General features: G+C 67.3%; 17 protein-coding genes. 5 read left to right on the forward strand and 12 right to left on the reverse strand.

Features of this window, described 5'->3' with window-relative positions; genetic code table 11:
* Positions 1-69: 69 nt before the first annotated feature.
* The 6 genes from J7346_RS10090 to J7346_RS10115 all read right to left on the reverse strand — a co-directional run bounded on the left by J7346_RS10090 (position 70) and on the right by J7346_RS10115 (position 5,801).
* A complete protein-coding gene (locus tag J7346_RS10090; protein WP_209119799.1) occupies positions 70-612 on the reverse strand; it encodes a hypothetical protein in 543 nt (180 codons plus the stop codon).
* Between the two features lie 16 nt (positions 613-628).
* On the reverse strand, positions 629-2,032 hold the full coding sequence (locus tag J7346_RS10095) for an MBOAT family protein (RefSeq protein WP_209119800.1): 1,404 nt from the start codon (positions 2,030-2,032) through the stop codon (positions 629-631).
* Positions 2,033-2,035: 3 nt separating this feature from the next.
* Positions 2,036-3,322: a GDSL-type esterase/lipase family protein gene (locus tag J7346_RS10100; protein ID WP_209119801.1), complete on the reverse strand. Its 1,287-nt coding sequence runs from the start codon at positions 3,320-3,322 to the stop codon at positions 2,036-2,038.
* 3 nt (positions 3,323-3,325) lie between these two features.
* Positions 3,326-4,210 (reverse strand): DUF459 domain-containing protein, encoded by an 885-nt coding sequence (locus J7346_RS10105; protein WP_209119802.1) that lies wholly within the window; start codon positions 4,208-4,210, stop codon positions 3,326-3,328.
* A gap of 115 nt (positions 4,211-4,325) precedes the next feature.
* Positions 4,326-4,742, reverse strand: a complete 417-nt coding sequence (locus J7346_RS10110) for a DUF2177 family protein (protein WP_209119803.1) — start codon at positions 4,740-4,742, stop codon at positions 4,326-4,328.
* A gap of 15 nt (positions 4,743-4,757) precedes the next feature.
* Positions 4,758-5,801 (reverse strand): cyclopropane-fatty-acyl-phospholipid synthase family protein, encoded by a 1,044-nt coding sequence (locus tag J7346_RS10115; protein WP_209119804.1) that lies wholly within the window; start codon positions 5,799-5,801, stop codon positions 4,758-4,760.
* A gap of 172 nt (positions 5,802-5,973) precedes the next feature.
* On the opposite strand from J7346_RS10115, the gene J7346_RS10120 reads away from it, so the two are divergent.
* From J7346_RS10120 to J7346_RS10140, 5 genes are all read left to right on the forward strand, one after another.
* Positions 5,974-7,347, forward strand: a complete 1,374-nt coding sequence (locus J7346_RS10120; protein WP_209119805.1) for an FAD-dependent oxidoreductase — start codon at positions 5,974-5,976, stop codon at positions 7,345-7,347.
* Positions 7,344-8,132 (forward strand): DUF1365 domain-containing protein, encoded by a 789-nt coding sequence (locus J7346_RS10125; RefSeq protein WP_209119806.1) that lies wholly within the window; start codon positions 7,344-7,346, stop codon positions 8,130-8,132. Before J7346_RS10120 ends, J7346_RS10125 begins: the two co-directional genes overlap by 4 nt.
* Before the next feature lie 90 nt (positions 8,133-8,222).
* Positions 8,223-8,927, forward strand: coding sequence for a CoA transferase subunit A (locus J7346_RS10130; RefSeq protein ID WP_209119807.1), 705 nt, complete (start codon positions 8,223-8,225; stop codon positions 8,925-8,927).
* A gap of 3 nt (positions 8,928-8,930) precedes the next feature.
* Entirely contained in the window at positions 8,931-9,590 is a 660-nt protein-coding gene (locus tag J7346_RS10135) for a 3-oxoacid CoA-transferase subunit B (RefSeq protein ID WP_209119808.1), read from the forward strand.
* 43 nt (positions 9,591-9,633) lie between these two features.
* Positions 9,634-10,494: a toxic anion resistance protein gene (locus J7346_RS10140; protein WP_209119809.1), complete on the forward strand. Its 861-nt coding sequence runs from the start codon at positions 9,634-9,636 to the stop codon at positions 10,492-10,494.
* Here J7346_RS10140 and J7346_RS10145 read toward each other — a convergent pair.
* From J7346_RS10145 to flgK, 6 genes are all read right to left on the reverse strand, one after another.
* The gene (locus J7346_RS10145; protein ID WP_209119810.1) at positions 10,491-11,144 is read right to left on the reverse strand and encodes an ABC-type transport auxiliary lipoprotein family protein; all 654 of its coding nucleotides are present in this window, start codon (positions 11,142-11,144) and stop codon (positions 10,491-10,493) included. The genes J7346_RS10140 and J7346_RS10145 overlap by 4 nt on opposite strands.
* Complete coding sequence (locus J7346_RS10150; RefSeq protein WP_209119811.1) at positions 11,141-12,079, reverse strand: MlaD family protein; 939 nt, start codon at positions 12,077-12,079, stop codon at positions 11,141-11,143. The genes J7346_RS10145 and J7346_RS10150 overlap by 4 nt, the downstream gene beginning before the upstream one ends.
* 15 nt (positions 12,080-12,094) lie before the next feature.
* Positions 12,095-12,868 (reverse strand): ABC transporter ATP-binding protein, encoded by a 774-nt coding sequence (locus J7346_RS10155; RefSeq protein WP_209119812.1) that lies wholly within the window; start codon positions 12,866-12,868, stop codon positions 12,095-12,097.
* Positions 12,865-13,992: an ABC transporter permease gene (locus J7346_RS10160; protein WP_209119813.1), complete on the reverse strand. Its 1,128-nt coding sequence runs from the start codon at positions 13,990-13,992 to the stop codon at positions 12,865-12,867. Before J7346_RS10160 ends, J7346_RS10155 begins: the two co-directional genes overlap by 4 nt.
* A 118-nt stretch (positions 13,993-14,110) precedes the next feature.
* Positions 14,111-15,031, reverse strand: a complete 921-nt coding sequence (locus tag J7346_RS10165; protein WP_209119814.1) for a flagellin — start codon at positions 15,029-15,031, stop codon at positions 14,111-14,113.
* Positions 15,031-17,148, reverse strand: coding sequence for a flagellar hook-associated protein FlgK (flgK, locus tag J7346_RS10170; protein ID WP_209119815.1), 2,118 nt, complete (start codon positions 17,146-17,148; stop codon positions 15,031-15,033). Before flgK ends, J7346_RS10165 begins: the two co-directional genes overlap by 1 nt.
* Between the last annotated feature and the right edge of the window lie 246 nt (positions 17,149-17,394).

Below are 17,394 nucleotides of genomic sequence, written 5' to 3' on the forward strand. Positions count from 1 at the left end.
GATCACCCCCGACATGGAGGCGCGGCAAGCTAGGGGCGCCCGTGCGCGGCGGTCAAGCGCGCGTTTGCCTCAGGCGGGGTCCTGTTCCGGAAAGCGGGCGTCGTGCGCTTCCTGATAGGTTTCGCGGATGCCCTGACGTGGCTTGTCGGCGCCGAGTTGCGCGAGTTGACCCATCCAGACGTCGGCGATCTGCTGGACGGTCACCGTGAACCAGTTGGGCGGCTGCTGCCGGGCCCAGTTCTGGATCGAGGCCCCGTTGAAAATCAGCATGAAGACCGCGACGATCACGATCACACGGCTGGTCCAGCGACGGTCGCGGGCGGCCAGGGTCGCCTCGTCCGCCGGCGGCGGGGGCGGAAAGGCCAGACGCCCCAGAACCTTCAGCCGACTGACCTTCTCCGTCTCGACCGGCATATCGTGGGCGTCGGCCCGGTCGTTCCAGTCGCTGGGCGGATCGGTCGGATCGACCGGCGCTTCGGCCGGGCTGTCGGTCGGCGGCGCGACCTCCTGACCGACGGGCGGAAAGCGCGAGGGGGGCGGCGCGGGAAAATCCGTGGGGAACGGGTCCAGCGGATCGCGCGGCTCGTTCGGATCATCGGGGTGATCGGCCATGGTGCTCTACCCTCCCCTAGAACTGGAAATAGATGAAGGGCGCCACGCCGTCCGGGCGCATGGCCTCGACCAGCAGGAAGGCCGCCCCGATCAGCAGGCCCAGCGTCAGGGACGGCGCGGCCTTCAGGCGCACCGCCAGCCCCTCGGCCGCGCGCGGCGGCAGCCAGTGCATACCCAGACCGATGACGATCAGCCCCAGCATGAAGGGCGTGGCGAGGGCCAGCGGTCCCATCCGGCCCAACCCCTGCAGCATGGCCATGGCCAGGTCGAAGGTTTCGGCCCGGAACAGGATCCAGCCCAGGCAGACGATATGGAAGGTGATCAGCACGCCGATCACGGTCGGGATGACCTTGCGATCGCCGACGATCGCCCGTCCGACCCGCTCCATCACCTGCACCCCGCCGTGCAGCGCGCCCCAGGCGACAAAGGTCCAGGCCGCCCCGTGCCACAGCCCGCCCAGCAGCATGGTGATCATCACATTGATGCTGGACGAGACGAGCCCCTTCTTGCCGCCCCCCAGCGGCACATACAGATAGTCGCGCAGCCAACTGGACAGGCTGATGTGCCAGCGCCGCCAGAACTGCTGCATCGAGGCCGCACGATAGGGCTGGTCGAAATTGCGCGGGAAGGAATAGCCCAGCAGGGCCGCGATCCCGATGGCCATGTCCGAATAGGCCGAGAAGTCGCAATAGATCTGGACGGCATAGCCATAGACCGCCGCGGCAATGTCGCCCGCGCCATAGGCCGAGGGGTCAAAGAACACCGGATCGACCAGATTGACCGCCAGCTCCGAGGCGATGATCGTCTTCTTGAACAGCCCCCAGACGATCAGCAGCAGGCCAAGCGTCGCTGCCTCGCGCGTCAGGCGCGGTGCCTTGGCGAACTGGGGCAGCAGGTCCGACGCCCGCACGATCGGCCCCGCAACCAGATGCGGGAAGAAGCTCATCAGCAGCATGACGTCGAGCAGGCTGTTGGCCGGCTCGGTCTTGCGGCGGTGCACATCCACCACATAGCTGATGCCCTGGAAGGTGAAGAAGCTGATCCCGACCGGCAGCACCACCTGCAACAGCGGCAGGTCGCGTTCCCAGCCGACCTGGGCCAGCAGGGCGCCCATCTGCTCGACGAAGAAGCCGTAGTATTTGAAGAAGCCGAGGATGATCAGGTTCACGGCGACGCCCAGCGCCACCAGCCATTTGCGCTGACTGTCGTTGTCGTTGCGCGCGATCAGGGCGGCCACGCCCCAGTTCAGCACCGCGGACAGAATCAGCAGGCCGACGAACCGCCAGTCCCACTGGGCATAGAAGAACCAGCTGGCCAGCAGCAGGAACAGCTTGCGCCGGCCGTTCTCGCGATCCAGCGACCACGAGGTGAAATAGACGAACAGGAAGAAGACGCCGAAGGCGAGCGTCGGGAACAGCATGCCTCAGTCCCCGCCCGTCCGTGCGGCGCGCCAGCCGTCATAGGTCGCCATCAGGTCATCGGCCAGGATGTCGCCGATCCACTCGGCCCCGGCTGCGGTGAAATGCACCCGGTCCCCCCGCATCAGGGGATCGGTCGCGCCCGCCAGTCGATCCGCTGAACATGCCCCGCCCATACGCCCGTACCAGTCCCAGAATGCCACACCCAAGTCTTCGGACACACGGCGTTGCACATCCCGGACCAGAGCCAGGGTGGGCGGCACCTGCCATTCGCCCTCGCTGCCACAGCTTTGTGACCAGCGTTCCGGTCCGGAGGCCGGTGCGCGACGGCGAAGCCCCTCAGGGGCCAGCAGGATCATCAGGGCCGCGTCCGGTACCACGGCCCGCAGCCAGGCGATGCGGGCTCGCAGCGCCTGTTCATAGGCCACCGGGTCCAGCCCCGCGTCGAAGCCCTCGTTGACGCCATAGGCGAGGAGAATCAGGTCGGGGGGATCGGCGCCCAGCTGGGCGCGGGCCGTGGCCTCGTCGCGCCCTCCCATGTCCATCAGGGTCGAACCCACCACCCCGAGATTGGACAGGCTCAGCCCACCGGCCGACTCCAGCCGCACATCATCCAGAACCACCGGACCGTCGGAGGCGATCAGGGTCAGGCGGGTGGCCGCTGCGGACACTGCGACCTCCGCGCACAGGGGCCGGGCCTTCTCGCCGCGGAATACGACCGGGTGGGCCAGTCCGATGTCCGGGATAAGCCACAGGGTGCCCCGGTCGGGTCCGGCCTGACCGCAGACACCGACACGGTCGAGCGGCACCCCGGGATCGAGCGTCAGGATCAACCGGTCGTCGCCGGGCTCCAGACGCCCCTGCCCGCCCGCCAGTCCCATGGGCACGCGCGTACCACCCGCGATCAGCGGGGCCGGCAGATAGGTCGCCCCGCTCGCCTCGACCGTCGCCTGTCGCGGTGCATAGCCGGCATAGGGTACACCGGGCGGCAGGATTCCCCGTCCGCCGCGCCCGAAGCGCGCCTGCATCCGGCCGCGTACCTGACCGCTGATCTGGTCGCCCGCCGTATGGCTGTCGCCGATCTGAAGGATGCGGAACCGGCCTTCGCCGCGCTCGGTGGCCTCCAGTCGCTGGAAGGCCGGATGAAGGGCGTCCGCACCACAGACCGGCTGACCGCAGACCGTCTCACCCGGCGCAGGGCGCTCGGTCGGGACATAGGGGGTCTGGGCGCGACAGGCCGACGCCGCCAGCATCAGGGTCGCAGCCGCGAAGGCAGCCCCGGCGCGCACCATGGATCAGGGCGCGACCGGTTCGGACGGCGCTTCGTCGTCGACGCCCATATCCTGCTTGAGGCGCCCGGCCACCGGCCCGGCCATGCGCAGATAGCCGTTCATGCTCATGTGGATGCCGTCACCCGCCCGCATCAGGCGGCGGCGCCCGCTGTCGTCGCTGAGATAGGCTTCATAGCCGCCGGCCTCGTTGGACGTCAGGCCCACAGTGTCGAAATACGGCACGCCCAGCGCGGCCATGCGCGCCTCGACGACCGCGTTGATGATCGCCATACGTCCGTCAAAGCCGCTGCTCTTCATGCGCGGAAGGCCGACCCAGTAGACCTCCACGCCGCGCGAACGCATCAGCGCGACCAGATTGTCGATGCGCTGGGCATAGGCTGCCTTCCAGCCTTCGCTGCCGAAGGGGTGTATCTGCCCGTCGATGGAAATGGCCTGGGCATCATTGGTGCCGAACAGGACCACCGCCACATCGACCGGGCGCTCCGACAGCTGGCGGGTGCTCTTGGCCTGGATGTCGACGTAGTCGTACCGGCTGAGCCCGGTCGACACCTCGCTGAACTTGACGACCTCGACGCCGTCCAGATCGCCCAGATCACGATACAGGGCGGCCCACAGGCCATCCGCCATGGAGTCGCCGAACACGCCGATGGTCAGCTTGCCGTCGGCATAGCGGGTCTTGAGCGTGCTTTGCGGAACCGGGGCGGCGACGGTCTCAACCGGGGACGCCTCCACCGCCCCGGCCTCGGCCGGGGAGGCGGAGGCATTGGCCTGTCCGCCCAGCATCAGGGTCGGATGCGCCAGCCAGGCCCGACCGTCCGGCGTCAGCAGCAGCCCGGAAAGCACCCCGACCACGAAGGCCACCGTCAAAGCATTGATACCCGCGCGCACGCCGTCCCCCGACGAAACCTCTGGCCGAACTGACAGGCCGAAGGGTCAGATTAACCGATACGACGCTCGTATACAGGCCTTGCGCCCCTGTGGCGAACAACAGGGTTAAAATGCGTCAGCTGCCCAGCCGGCCCTCGGCCCAGCGCGCGGCCAGGTAACCGATGCTGGACGCCGACAGGGTCAGCACCGTGCCCCACGCCAGATCGATCAGGGTCAGGCGACTGGACCAGACATTCAGAGTCGCCTGGTTGGTCAGGTCATAGGTGGCATAGGCAACGAAGCCGAGGACCGCGCCGTTCAGGGCCGCCCGGGCCAGTCCCCCGTCCCGCAGCGCCGGCGAAATGGCGAAAAACACAATCCCGGCGATGTAGATCAGATAGAAGGCCACCGCCGCCTTCATGTCCGGCTTCTCGGCCAGGATCGGGCCGAGGATCGGCTTGTAGACGCGGTTGGTCATGGTGGTCAGCCACACGGCGTCGATCGCCGCAAACGCCAGACCCGCACCCAGGTAGCCCGCCAGATATTTCAGCATGTCGTTCCTCCCTGCTCAGCCCGCCACGGGCTTGAGACGATAGTGGCTGACCGCCCAGGTGCGGCCTCCGTCATTCCCGAACAGACCCGCCGTCGCCAGATAGAAGCGGCGCCAGCGCCGGGTCCACAGCCGGGCCTGATCGCCATAGGTCGCTTCCATCAGTTCGGCCACGCGATCGGCGTTCTGGTCCATATTGGCCAGCCAGTGCCGCGCCGTCCGGGCATAGTGCTCGCCGTTCCAGGTCCATTCGCTCTCGACCTCGAACAGGTCGGGGAACTGCCGGATCAGGCCCCGGCTGGGCATGACGCCGCCGGTGAAGAAGTGCTGGGCGATGAAGTCGCCGCTGTCGGTGTGGTCGAACCGGTAAGGCGCATCCCGATGGGTGAAGATGTGGATGAACATCCGCCCGTCCGGCTTCAGCCAGATCCGCGCCCGGCTCAGCAGGGCCCGCCAGTTGGCCATGTGCTCGAACATCTCGACCGAGACGATCCGGTCGATCCGGCCCGCCACATCGGCGGGGGGCTCGAAGTCGTTCATGTCACAGGTGATGACCGTCAGATTCTGCAGGCCGCGCGCCCGGGCCTCGGCCTCGATATGCCCGCGCTGGCCGTGACTGTTGGAGACGGCGACGATCCGCGCCGCCGGAAACTGCTCGGCCATCCAGAGGCTCAGCGACCCCCATCCGCAGCCCAGCTCCAGAATGGTCTGGCCGTCCGCCAGATCGGCATGTTCGCAGGTCTCGCGCAGCGCCAGCACCTCGGCCTCGTCCAGGGTCTCATCGCCGGTCGGGTAGAGGCAGCATGAGTATTTCAGCCGGTCGCCCAGACAGATTTCGAAGAATTCGGGCGGCAGCTCATAGTGCTGGTCATTGGCCGCTTCGGTGTGTTCGGCCACGGCACGCTCTGTCATCGAGCGGGCGAACGCCCCCTCGTCATGGGGCGCCTCGCGATCCAGTCGTTTGCGCGCCTCGGTCACCAGGCTGTCGATGGCCCAGCGCGTGACCGGATCGGGAAAGGGCGCGTCCTGAAGCTGACGGATGGCGGCGGTCGCTGGATTCATGAAGGGCCCCGGTCCTATGGCAAAGCTGGCAACCAAACGTCGCTCCGGGCGTAAAGGCTCCGCCCGGATGTGTCCGGTTTTGGACATTTACGAGCGCCGCAGGAGTCCGGATGAGTCATCTGACCTGCCCGCCGCCGCGTAGCTTACCGAAAGACGGCCCCAGGGAGAGACCATGAACCCCCATCTCGTGACTTCGGACCCCGATCCCGCCCGTGCGACCGGCCTCAGGATCGCTGTCATCGGTTCCGGGATAACGGGTCTTTCGGCGGCCTGGCTGCTGTCAAAGCGCCATCAGGTGACTCTGTATGAAGCCGACGACCGCATCGGCGGGCACAGCCATACGGTCACCGTCGAGGACACCGGCACCCCGACCGCGGTAGACACGGGATTTATCGTCTTCAACGAGGACAACTACCCGAACCTCACCGCCCTGTTCGACCATCTGAAGGTGCCGACCCAGCCGGCCTATATGTCGTTTGCGGTGTCCATCGACGACGGGGCGCTGGAGTATTCCAGCCACGGGGTGGGCGCCCTGTTCGCCCAGAAGCGCAACTACGCCAGCCCCAAATTCTGGCGCATGATCGGCGATCTGCTGCGCTTCCAGAAGCAGGCGCCGAAGGACCTGCCCGAGCTGGAGCGCAGCGGCGAGACCCTCGACTCCTATCTGACGCGCTCGGGCTACGGTCCGCTGTTCCGCGACGCCCACCTGCTGCCCCAGGCGGCGGCCATCTGGTCGTGCACCCTCAACCAGATGACGGACTATCCGGCCGCGGCCTTCGTCCGGTTCTACATGAACCACAATCTGCTCAAGTACGATCTGCGCCCGACCTGGCGCACCGTGACCGGCGGGTCGCGGGAATATGTGTCGCGCCTGCTGGCCGACTTCGGCGGCACGGTCGTCACCAATGCCGGTATCGAGAGCGTGGTCCGGGGCCGCGACGAGGCCGCCCTGCGCTTTAGCGACGGCCGGTTCGAGCGGTTCGATGCCGTGGTGCTGGCCACCCATTCGGATCAGGCCCTGCGCCTGCTGGAAGCACCGTCGGCCGAGGAACGGGACCTGCTGGGCGCGATCGCCTATCGCCCGAACCGGGCCGTCCTGCACCGGGACACCCGGCTGATGCCCAAGCGGCGCAAGGCCTGGGCCGCGTGGAGCCATCTCGGCTTCTCCGAGCGCGCCGGCGAGGGCGGCGTCACCTACTGGATGAACGAACTGCAGAGCCTTGAGGGCCCGCCGCTGTTCGTCAGCCTGAACCCCGCCGTCGAGCCCGCGCCCGAGACCGTGCTCGGCGAATGGGACTATGAGCACCCTGTCTTCAACGCCGCGGCGCTGGAGGCGCAGAAGCAGCTCTGGAGCCTGCAAGGACGCCGCAATGTCTGGTTTTGCGGCGCCTGGTTCGGTTCGGGCTTCCACGAGGACGGCATCCAGGCGGGCCTCGCCGTGGCCGAGCAATTGGGCGGCGTCCGCAGGCCCTGGTCGGTTGAAAACGAGAGCGGTCGCATTCACCTGGGCCCCGCTCCCGGCGTGGCGCTCGAACGAGCCGCGTGACGACCGCCACACCCGCCTTCGGTCTCTACGTCGGTGAGGTGACCCACCGGCGCGTGCGCCCGTTCGACCACCGGCTGCGCTACCGCGTCTATATGCTGCTGCTCGATCTCGATGCCGCCGGGGACAAGCTTTCGCGGCTGAAATGGCTGCGGCCCGGTCGCAGGGGCCTGATGCGCTGGAACGCCGCCGACTATGGTGCTCCGGGCGACCCGCGCCCCCTGCGCGCCCAGATCGAGGATCATCTGTCAGCCGCCGGGATCGCTTTGGACGGGGGCCCCATCCGGCTGCTGACCATGCCGCGCATCCTGGGCTACGGCTTCAATCCGCTCAGCGTCTACTTCTGCTACGGGCCGGACGGGGCGCTCAGGGCCCTGGTCTATGAGGTGTCGAACACCTTCGGCGAGCGGCACAGCTATCTGATCGCCAGACCGGAGGCCGACGCCGGTCCCGTTCGCCAGAGTGCGCCCAAACGCTTCTTCGTCAGCCCCTTCATGGATATGGGTTTGACCTACGACTTCGTCGTCCGCCCGCCCGGCGATGATCTGTCGGTGACGGTGAATGTCAGACGCGGCGACGAACCGATCCTGACGGCCACCTTCGCCGGACGCCACCACCCGCTCGACGACGCCCATCTGGCCCGCGCCTTCTGGTCCCATCCGCTGCTGACCTGGAAGGTGATCGCCGCCATTCATTGGGAAGCGATCAAACTGATGCTCAAGGGCGCCCGCTATCGCGTACGCGGCCGTCCGCCGGTCCGTCCCGTGACCCACGGCACGGCACTGTGACCCCCTGCGGGGTTGCCCCTCGCGACCGGTCACACTAGAGACCGAACAGACGGACCCAATTTCATCAGACGATGAAAATAAGAGGAAGCGATGAGGAAACTCTACCCTGACGCCAGGAGCGCGCTCGAAGGTCTGACCTTCGACGGCATGACCGTGATGGCTGGCGGCTTCGGCCTGTGCGGCATTCCCGAGAACCTGATCGCCGCCTTGCGCGACAGCGGCACCAAGGGGATGACGGTCATCTCCAACAACGCCGGCGTCGACGGGTTCGGCCTCGGCCAGCTGCTGGAAACCCGCCAGATCGCCAAGATGATCTCGTCCTACGTCGGCGAGAACAAGGAGTTCGAGCGTCAGTACCTGGCCGGTGAGCTGGAGCTGGAGTTCAACCCCCAGGGCACCTTGGCCGAGCGTATCCGGGCCGGCGGCGCGGGCATCCCGGCCTTCTTCACCGCGACCGGCGTCGGCACCCTGGTGGCCGAGGGCAAGGAAGTCCGTAACTTCGACGGCCGCGACTATGTGATGGAAACCGGGCTGGTCGCCGACCTGTCGATCGTCAAGGCCTGGAAGGCGGACGAGCGCGGCAATCTGGTGTTCCGCAAGACCGCCCGCAACTTCAATCCGATGATGGCGACGGCGGGCAAGGCCTGCGTGGTCGAGGTCGAGGAAATCGTGCCCACCGGCTCGCTGGACCCCGACCAGATCCACACCCCCGGCATCTATGTCGACCGCCTGATCAAGGGCACTTTCGAAAAGCGCATCGAACAGCGCACCGTCCGTCAGAGAGAGGGAGCCTGATCCATGCCCCGCACCCGCGAACAACTGGCTGAACGCGCCGCCAAAGAGCTGCAGGACGGCTTCTATGTGAACCTGGGCATCGGCATCCCGACCTTGGTCGCCAACTATATTCCCGACGGCATGGAGGTTACCCTCCAGTCCGAGAACGGCATGCTGGGCATGGGCCCCTTCCCCTATGAGGACGAGGTTGACCCCGACCTGATCAACGCCGGCAAGCAGACCATCTCGGAAATCCCCGAGACCAGCTATTTCAGCTCGGCCGACAGCTTTGCCATGATCCGTGGCGGCCACATCAACCTGTCCATCCTCGGCGCCATGGAAGTGGCCGAGAACGGCGACATCGCCAACTGGATGATCCCGGGCAAGCTGGTGAAGGGCATGGGCGGCGCCATGGATCTGGTCGCCGGCGTCAAGCGCGTGGTGGTGGTCATGGATCACGCCAACAAGCACGGCCAGTCCAAGGTCCTGAAGGCCTGCACCTTGCCGCTGACCGGCACGGGCGTGGTCAGCCGCATCATCACCGACCTGTGCGTCTTCGACGTCAAGCCGGACGGCGCGGGGCTGGAGCTGATCGAATTGGCCGACGGCGTGACGCTGGAAGAGGTCGCGGCAAAGACCGAGGCCAGCTACACAATTTCCGAAAAGCTCAAGTCGCTGGCATAGTCGCCCCAATCGGCCGGAACAGGCCGAAGTGGAGGGTGATGTGATGGCGGATGGCAGCAGTGTGCGTGCGTGGGCGATCCCCGCGCCGGAGTCCGACCGGCTGGCGGGCATGCAGACCGAATTGCAGGCCGATGAGGTCGCAGTCTATGGCGAGCGCTCGCGGGCGGCCGTGCGCGACTGCCTCGACCGCGTGCTGGCCGAGGCGCGCACCGGCGACCTGACCGAGGCCGTCGCCCGGCTGGATCATCTGGTCAGCTGCATCGAAGGCCTTCGCCCCCGCGATCTGGTGCCCCGGACCGGACTGGGTGGCCTGTTCGACAGCCGGAACGGGCGCCTCAAGCGCTTCCGGACTGCCTTTCAGGCTGCGGTCCGCACCGTCGGCGATACGCTTGCGGAAATCGAGGAGCGGCTGAAGGGCGTCGAAAGCCGCGGTCAGGCGATGGAGGGCGCCTTGCAGGCCCTGCGTGACGGCGTGCGGGAGATCAACGGCCACGTCCAGGTGGCACTTGAGGCGCTTGTTCCGCCGCCTGTGGCCGGTGAGGGCGAAGACACTCCCCAGGACCCGCAGGCGGCTCTGCGCACCCGCGTCGACGATCTCGACCGCCACCGGGCGTCCGGCGTCACTGCCCTGCCCTGCGTCCGCGCCGTCCAGAATGCCGACGCCTGGGCGACTGATGCCCTGCGGCGCGCGGCCCCGGCCCTCTCCCACTGGCAGGAGGACTGGACCGCCCGGCTGGGGCTGGATCGAAAGCGCCCGCGCAAGGTCCGCCCTGACGTTTCGGAGCTGGAGGCCCTGCGCGATCAGCTGCTGGCCACGCTCAAGCGCATCCGCGCCGACGTCTCGGCCGCGCTGGACCGCCGCAAGGGGCAGGTGGCCCGGCTGGAAAGCCTGCGAAACGGCTAGCGGGCAGCTGCCGCCCGGCCGACATTGGCTTCGGTCCAGGCGACGATCTGCTGGTTCAGATCCTGGGTGGCCGCATCATAGGCCGCTACAATGGCGCTGATCCGGTTCTCGTCAGCCGGCTGGCTGACCGAGAAGACCTGCTCCGAAACCACGTCCCGACCCGGCATGCTCAGCAGCCGTGCCCGCGCCGAGATGACCACGCGCGGCACCGCACCCGCCGAGGCGTAGCGGGTCTCGAAGGTCGTCACATCCACGTCCAGCGACACGTCGGCCCGGGTCAGCTCTCGCCCCCCGATTAGCCGCAGACCAGACGCACTGCCCCCGAAAGCCGTCTCCAGGCTCTGATTGTAGAGGTCCTCGGCGTCCGAGACCCACCGCGCGCCGCCGATATAGGCGGCCTCATTGCCGGTTATGGCCAGAATGCGCTCACCGGACACCGCGTCGGGGAACTCGATCCGTCGCAGGGCCACCTGCACCGTCGCCGGGCTGCGTTCGCCGACAAAGGCACTGTCCAGCGGGCCGAAGCGATACAGCTGCACCGGATCGGGCGTCGACAGCAGGGCACACCCGGTCAGCCCCAGACCGGCCACCGTCAGGGCGGCCAGACCGGCAAGGCCGCGGTGCAGGAACAGGGTCGATCCCGGGATCATGGCTGAACCTCCAGTTCATTCGATGAGGGCCGCGAGATGAACTCGCGCGGGCTGGTCCGGACCTCGTCGACCAGGTCCTCCAGCGAGCGGGTGGCCGCATCCAGACCGCGGATGGCCTCTTCCAGCTGGGGCAGGCCGCTGGCGGCAAAGTCGTTCACCGGCCCTTCCAGACCCTCGACGATGCGATTGGCGGACTCTGCCGCCTGGGCGGCCTGGTCGGCGGCGCGGTTGAGGTTGTTCACGGCCTGCTGGCCGTCGGTCTCGATCAGGCGACGGGCGGACTCGCCCAGCGCCTGATATTCGGCCATGGCGGCATTGGCGCGGACCAGCGCCTGCTCCAGCTCATCGAACATCCCCTTGCGGGCCTCGAACTCGGTGGTCAGGGATTCGATGTTCTTCAGGCTGAGCGAGAAGGAGCGGATGTTCTCGTCGGACAGCACCCGATTGATGCGGTTCAGGGCGTCGACCGTCTGGGCCAGCACGGTGCCCGACCCTGACAACAGCTCGGCGATCGGGCTGGGCTGGCTTTGCAGCACAGGGACGACATTGTTGGGATACTGGCTCTTCAGCAGGGCGCTACCCTCGGTGCCGGCCGTGATCTGGATATAGTTCAGGCCGGTGATGCCCTGCGGTTCCAGCTGGGCGCGCGAGGTCACGCGGATCGGCGTGGTCGCATCCACGCGAATGCGGGCCACGACCTGGTCCCCCTTCTCGGGGTCCAGCCTCAGGTCCGTGACGATGCCGACCCGGATGCCGTTGAAGTGCACCTCGCCGCCCTCCGACAGCCCGCGCACCGGCCCGTAGAAGACGATGTCGTAGAGGTCGTACTCCTCATTGAACGACAGGCGCGCCAGCCAGATCGAGAAGATGATCAGCGCCGCGGCCAGGGCGACCGTGGCGATGCCGACTGCGGCGTAGTGGGCGTCTCTTTCCATATCCTGTGTGGCTCCTCAGCCGGTCCTGTGGGCAGCGCGCCCCCGCGGACCGTGGAAATATTCCCGGATCCAGGGATGGTCCGAACGCTCGAGCTCGGAAACCGTGGCCGTGTTCACGACATGTTTGTCCGCCAGCACCGCGACCTTGTCGCAGATGGCGTACAGGCTATCCAGATCGTGGGTGATCATAAAGACGGTCAGCCCCAGATCGTCCGCCAGCGACCGGATCAGCTCGTCAAAGGCGGCCGCCCCGATCGGGTCCAGACCCGCGGTCGGCTCGTCGAGGAACAGCAGCTCGGGGTCCAGCGCCAGGGCGCGGGCCAGACCGGCGCGCTTGCGCATCCCGCCCGACAGTTCGGCCGGCTTCAGGTGATGCGACTCGGGGCCCAGACCGACCAGGGCGATCTTCATCGCCGCGATCTCCTCGATCAGGCTGCGCGGCAGATCGGTGTGCTCGACCAGCGGCGAGGCGACGTTCTGCAGGACGCTTAACGACGAGAACAGGGCGCCCTGCTGGAACAGCACCCCGGTCCGGCGCTCAATGTCGGCAAGGTCTTCCTTGGTCGCGGCGGCCATGTCGTGCCCCAGTAGCCGGACGACGCCGCCGTCGGGCTCCTTGAGGCCGATGATCGTGTTCAGCAGCACGGTCTTGCCTGTGCCTGACCCCCCGACCACGCCGAGAATCTGTCCCCGCTCGACGGTCAGGTCGAGGTCCTGGTGGATGACCCGGTCGCCGAACTGGCTGAGCAGGCCCTCGACCTCGATGACGACGTCGCGATCCCCGGTCACAGGTTCAGCTCCAGGAAGATCAGGGCGAACACGGCGTCGAGGAAGATGATGGCAAAGATCGCCTGCACCACGGCCGCCGTCACGCGGCGGCCCAGCGATTCAACATCGCCCGACACGGCCATGCCCTGGCGGCAGCCGATGGCCGCGACAACTACGGCAAAGACCGGAGCCTTCACCAGTCCGACGAACAGGTGATTGCCGATGTCATTGATGGTGCCCAGTCGCTGGAGGAAGAAGTCCGGGCCGAGCGACAACTGGCTCCAGCTCACCAAAGCGCCGCCGAATAGCCCCGCCACCATGGCAATGAAGGTCAGCAGCGGCAGCATGATCACCATGGCCGCCAGTCGCGGAATGACCAGCGCCTGGAACGGATTGACGCCCATGACCTGCATGGCGTCAATCTCCTGATTCATCTTCATCGAACCGATCTCGGCCGCGAACGAAGACGAGGACCGCCCGGCCAGCAGGATGGCCGCGATCACCACGGCGAATTCGCGCAGCACCGAGATGGCGATCAGCTCGACCGCGAAGACGTCGAAGCCGAACTGCTGCAGCAGGTCCGCGCCGATGAAGGCCACCACGGCGCCGATGAAGAAGGACGTGACTGCCACGATCGGAATGGCATCCAGGCCCGCGCGCTCAATCTGGCTGACCCAGGCGGGCCAGCGAATGCGTCCGGGGTGTTTCAGGGCTGATCCCGTGGCCGTGATCAGACGGCCCAGGAAGGCCATCGACAGGATGGCCTCGCCGCCGATGTCGTAGACGCCGTGCCCGATCTTGGCGAACATGCGCGTCAGGCCCCGCGTGCGCTTCAGAGGTTTCCCCTCGTTGCACTCGACCTTGACCACACGCTGATAGATGCGGCCGGCCTCCGGGCGCGACGACCAGGCGTCGGCGTCGAGATCCCGGCCCAGCACCCGCGACAGGATCAGGGCACCGGTCGTATCCAGCCGTCCCATGTTCGACAGGTCGAGGGCCTTGACCGACCGGTCCCCCAGCTCGCGGCCCAAGCGCGGGCCAAGGCGGCCCCGGTGATGCGAGAGCCCGGCCGTCGTCCAGTCGCCGATCAGGCGCAGGCGGGCCCCCGCCTCGTCGCTCTCAATCTCGAAATCGGCGGTCGCCATGCGGTCTTAACTAGAACGGAAGCCGCGTTTTGCCCACGAGGAATTCACCCCGGACGCGGCCGGAGCCGCGGGGTCGGCGGAACCTGTGTCAAATGCGCCGACGTCGGCCGGGTTGCTCTCAGCTCAGGAAATTCAGCAACGAGACCTGTCGCAGCTGGTTGATCACCTGGGCCGAGGCCTGAATGGCCACCTGCGACAGTTCCAGATCGGTCAGCGCCTCAGCCAGATCGGCATCGGTCTTTTTCGACAGCATCTCGTCCAGTGCCACCTTCTGGGTGTTCTGCGACGACAGGATCGAGTCGACCCGATTCTGCAGCGAGCCGTTGCGCGCGCCAAAGTTCGTCACCGTCTCGCGTGCCTTATCCAGACGGTTCAGCTGGGCGGTCAGGAAGTCCCGTGTTGCGTCATCCATACTGCCGTTCAGGGGCGTGGTCTGATGATACAGCTGGATATCCCGGAAGATGTCGAAGGCGGGCTCGCCGATCTCGTTGGCGAGGAAGCCGGTCTCCATCCAGGTTCCCTCGTCGAGGCGCGACACCTGCTTCAGCGTGTCGTTGGCAAAGGCGTCCGCCGCCGACGGCAGGGCCGCAAGGTCAGCGAGCGTCATAGCCGTCACGGGAGCGTCCGCGCTCTGGCCGCCTGCGAACAGATAGCGGTTCTGGTGACGGCTGTTCAGCCCATCCTGGGTAATCTGGTAATAGCCCTGAATCTCCAGCATCAGGCCATCGGTCCGGCCGCTGGCCAGAGCCGCAGCGATCGCTTCGCGCGCGCCACCCACGCCCTCGGCCGTGCGGTTCAGGGCGAGGCTCTGGGTTTCCAGCCGGGCCGCGACCGTTTCGCCTGCCTCGATGAAGCCCTGGATCCGGCTCTGCGTCGACTTCAGCGCCGTCAGGGTTTCCGAGCTGCGCCCGAAGCCGGTCAGGTCGGTGGCGACCTTCTGGGTCGAGACCCGCTCCTGGGCCTCCTGCGCGCGGCTCTGGGCCGTCATCAGGTCCAGCAGGGCCGTCTGGTAATTTCCAAAGGTAGAGACGCGATGCATCAGACCATTCCCAGCAGAATGTCATAGAGGTCCCGGGCGGCCTGTATCAGGCGCGCCGAGGCGTTAAAGGCCTGCTGATAGGTGGTCATCAGCACCAGTTCCTCGTCCAGATTGACGCCTTCCTCGGCGCGCTGGCGGGCGGCGGCCTCGCTGTGCAGCGCCACCGCGCTGTCCATGGCGGTCTTGGTCAGGGCCGCCCGTCCGCCGATATCCCCGGCCAGTTCCGACGCATAGCGCGATGCCGAAATCTGCCCGCCCAGGGAGTCCCCTGCACTCTGGAAGGCCGCGTTCACCTGACCGGCGTCCGCAAGCCCCAGCGCCCCGCGACCGTCACCGGACGTCAGGGCGGTGGCGCCGACGCCTGCTGCAAAGTCGAAACGCGCCAGACCCAGCAGCGAGGGGCTCTGGCGAATGTCCGTCCGCATCGAAAAGCCGTCGCCGCGCGAGGCCCGCACGCCGCCGCCGATGCCGAACAGCTCGGTGATCGAAACGCCGGACGGCACCTGGGTCGTCCGGTCTTCCAGCACCGAGATGCGCGGGGCCGGGGTATTGAGGGCGTTGAACCGCAGGGTGCCGTCCGTGCTGTCCAGCACGAAGGACCCGAACCGTCCGACGCCGGTCGCCGGATCGTTCAGCGCCGTCAGCAGGTCGCCGACCGTGCCGCCTGCCGGGATGGCCACGCTCAGGTCGCGGATCTTGGCCCCTGTTTCCCCCGTGAAACGCAGGGTCATGGTCTCACCGGGCGTGAAGCCGTGCGGCGAGCTGGTGGTCAGGCCCGTCTGATAGATGGCCGGGCGGTCGCTGGTGATCAGGTCGTTCAGACCAAAGAAGTGCGAGAAGCCGCGACCGATCTTGTTCGACGGATTGGAGGGGTCGTCGGCCACCACCACCCCGTTGGTGCCCGTCGCCGAAAGGCTGAGCACGCCGTTGCTGAAGCTGGCGGTCGCCGCGCCGCCCAGTTCGGCGTTCAGGGTGGCCAGAAAGCCCGCCGGCGTGGTGGCCGTGCCGTTGATGGTGATCGTCCCGGCGCCGAACACGATGTCGGCCCGGGCCTGCACCTGGCCCGAGGTATTAGTCACCGCCACCGCCGTATTGCCGGTGAAACCCGTCAGGGCCGCTTCCAGCGACTGGCCGACATTGCGCCCTGTCAGGCTCGTGGGTGCCGGCACGGAGGAGTTGGCATTGTGCGCGCGGTTCAGCTCGTCCGCGACCCGCGTCAGCAGTTCGGCCAGACGCTCGGCGACCTGGGGGGCCTCGATGTCGCGCGTCTCGACCAGCCCCTTGATCTCGCCCGAGGTGATGCTCTCCAGCAGGGGGCGCTTCTGGCCCCGCGGCTCGGTCACCCAGATTTCGTTGAAGGCCGTCTCGGCATTGACCGTGCCGGCCCGATTGTACTCGAGCGTCGCATGGCCCTCGCCGGCCAGCAGCACCCCGGCCCCCGTGCGGATCGACACCCCGCCGACCGACCGGGTCGAGACGCGGACGTCCATCAGCTCGGACAGCTGACCGATCAGGGCCGCCTGGGCCGTCTCGGCGCCGGATCCGTCACCGCCGACCGCGCTTGACCGCGCGATCTCGATGTTCAGGGCCTCGATCTGTTGCAGCAGGCTGTTGGCCTGATCGACGGCACTCTGGATGCGGCCATCGGCGTCCTCGCGCACGGCCTGGATCTGGCCGGCAATCCGGTTACCTTCGTCGAACAGGGCCTGGGTCCTGAACAGGGCTTCCTGCCGACGGGGCGACGACGCCGGATCCTCGGCAGCGGCGGCGAAGGCGGCAAAGGCCTTGTCGACGCCCTGGAAGAAGCCATTGTCCCCACCCGGATCACCGAACAGGCCCTGCAGCCGATCGTACAGTTCATAGCGAACCGACTGGCGGGCGGCATCGGCCCCCGCGTTAAAGCTGGCGGCCTGAAGGAAGCGGTCGGTGGCCAGACGGATGCGCGCGACCTCGACGCCCGAGCCCACACCCATGCTGACCAGGGTCTGCTGCTCGGCGATCTTGCGCACATAGCCGGGCGTGTTGACGTTCGACACATTGTCCGAAACCACGCGCAGCTGGGTCTGGGCCGCCGTCAGGCCGCTGTTGGCCGTATTCATGATGGCATTCAGCGACATCAGCAGACCTCCGGACGGGCGTTACCCGGCAAGCTCTTCCCGCACGCCTGCGCAATTTGCCCGGCAGGGACGGCAGGGCTCGAGGCCAGGCTATTGTAATTCTTGGCGTTCATAATCGGCGCTCATTCCTTCTACCGATTTCGGCGCAAGGGTCGGGCCAACCCGAACGGCCCGGGCCGACCGCCCGGACCACCGGGCAAGAATCGTCCGTCCGCACGGCAAGTTTCGCCCCGGCAGGGTGAAGGT

The organism is Brevundimonas sp. A19_0, from assembly GCF_017744255.1.
Lineage (GTDB): Bacteria > Pseudomonadota > Alphaproteobacteria > Caulobacterales > Caulobacteraceae > Brevundimonas.

What these genes read in the sequence shown, in the direction of transcription:
- J7346_RS10150 (WP_209119811.1), bottom strand. Translation starts at nt 12,079, where the DNA reads ATGGAAAGAGACGCCCACTACGCCGCAGTCGGCATCGCCACGGTCGCC.
- J7346_RS10160 (WP_209119813.1), bottom strand. Translation starts at nt 13,992, where the DNA reads ATGGCGACCGCCGATTTCGAGATTGAGAGCGACGAGGCGGGGGCCCGC.
- J7346_RS10145 (WP_209119810.1), bottom strand. Translation starts at nt 11,144, where the DNA reads ATGATCCCGGGATCGACCCTGTTCCTGCACCGCGGCCTTGCCGGTCTG.
- flgK (WP_209119815.1), bottom strand. Translation starts at nt 17,148, where the DNA reads ATGTCGCTGAATGCCATCATGAATACGGCCAACAGCGGCCTGACGGCG.
- J7346_RS10135 (WP_209119808.1), top strand. Translation starts at nt 8,931, where the DNA reads ATGCCCCGCACCCGCGAACAACTGGCTGAACGCGCCGCCAAAGAGCTG.
- J7346_RS10090 (WP_209119799.1), bottom strand. Translation starts at nt 612, where the DNA reads ATGGCCGATCACCCCGATGATCCGAACGAGCCGCGCGATCCGCTGGAC.
- J7346_RS10115 (WP_209119804.1), bottom strand. Translation starts at nt 5,801, where the DNA reads ATGAATCCAGCGACCGCCGCCATCCGTCAGCTTCAGGACGCGCCCTTT.
- J7346_RS10095 (WP_209119800.1), bottom strand. Translation starts at nt 2,032, where the DNA reads ATGCTGTTCCCGACGCTCGCCTTCGGCGTCTTCTTCCTGTTCGTCTAT.
- J7346_RS10165 (WP_209119814.1), bottom strand. Translation starts at nt 15,031, where the DNA reads ATGCATCGCGTCTCTACCTTTGGAAATTACCAGACGGCCCTGCTGGAC.
- J7346_RS10130 (WP_209119807.1), top strand. Translation starts at nt 8,223, where the DNA reads ATGAGGAAACTCTACCCTGACGCCAGGAGCGCGCTCGAAGGTCTGACC.
- J7346_RS10120 (WP_209119805.1), top strand. Translation starts at nt 5,974, where the DNA reads ATGAACCCCCATCTCGTGACTTCGGACCCCGATCCCGCCCGTGCGACC.
- J7346_RS10110 (WP_209119803.1), bottom strand. Translation starts at nt 4,742, where the DNA reads ATGCTGAAATATCTGGCGGGCTACCTGGGTGCGGGTCTGGCGTTTGCG.
- J7346_RS10140 (WP_209119809.1), top strand. Translation starts at nt 9,634, where the DNA reads ATGGCGGATGGCAGCAGTGTGCGTGCGTGGGCGATCCCCGCGCCGGAG.
- J7346_RS10100 (WP_209119801.1), bottom strand. Translation starts at nt 3,322, where the DNA reads ATGGTGCGCGCCGGGGCTGCCTTCGCGGCTGCGACCCTGATGCTGGCG.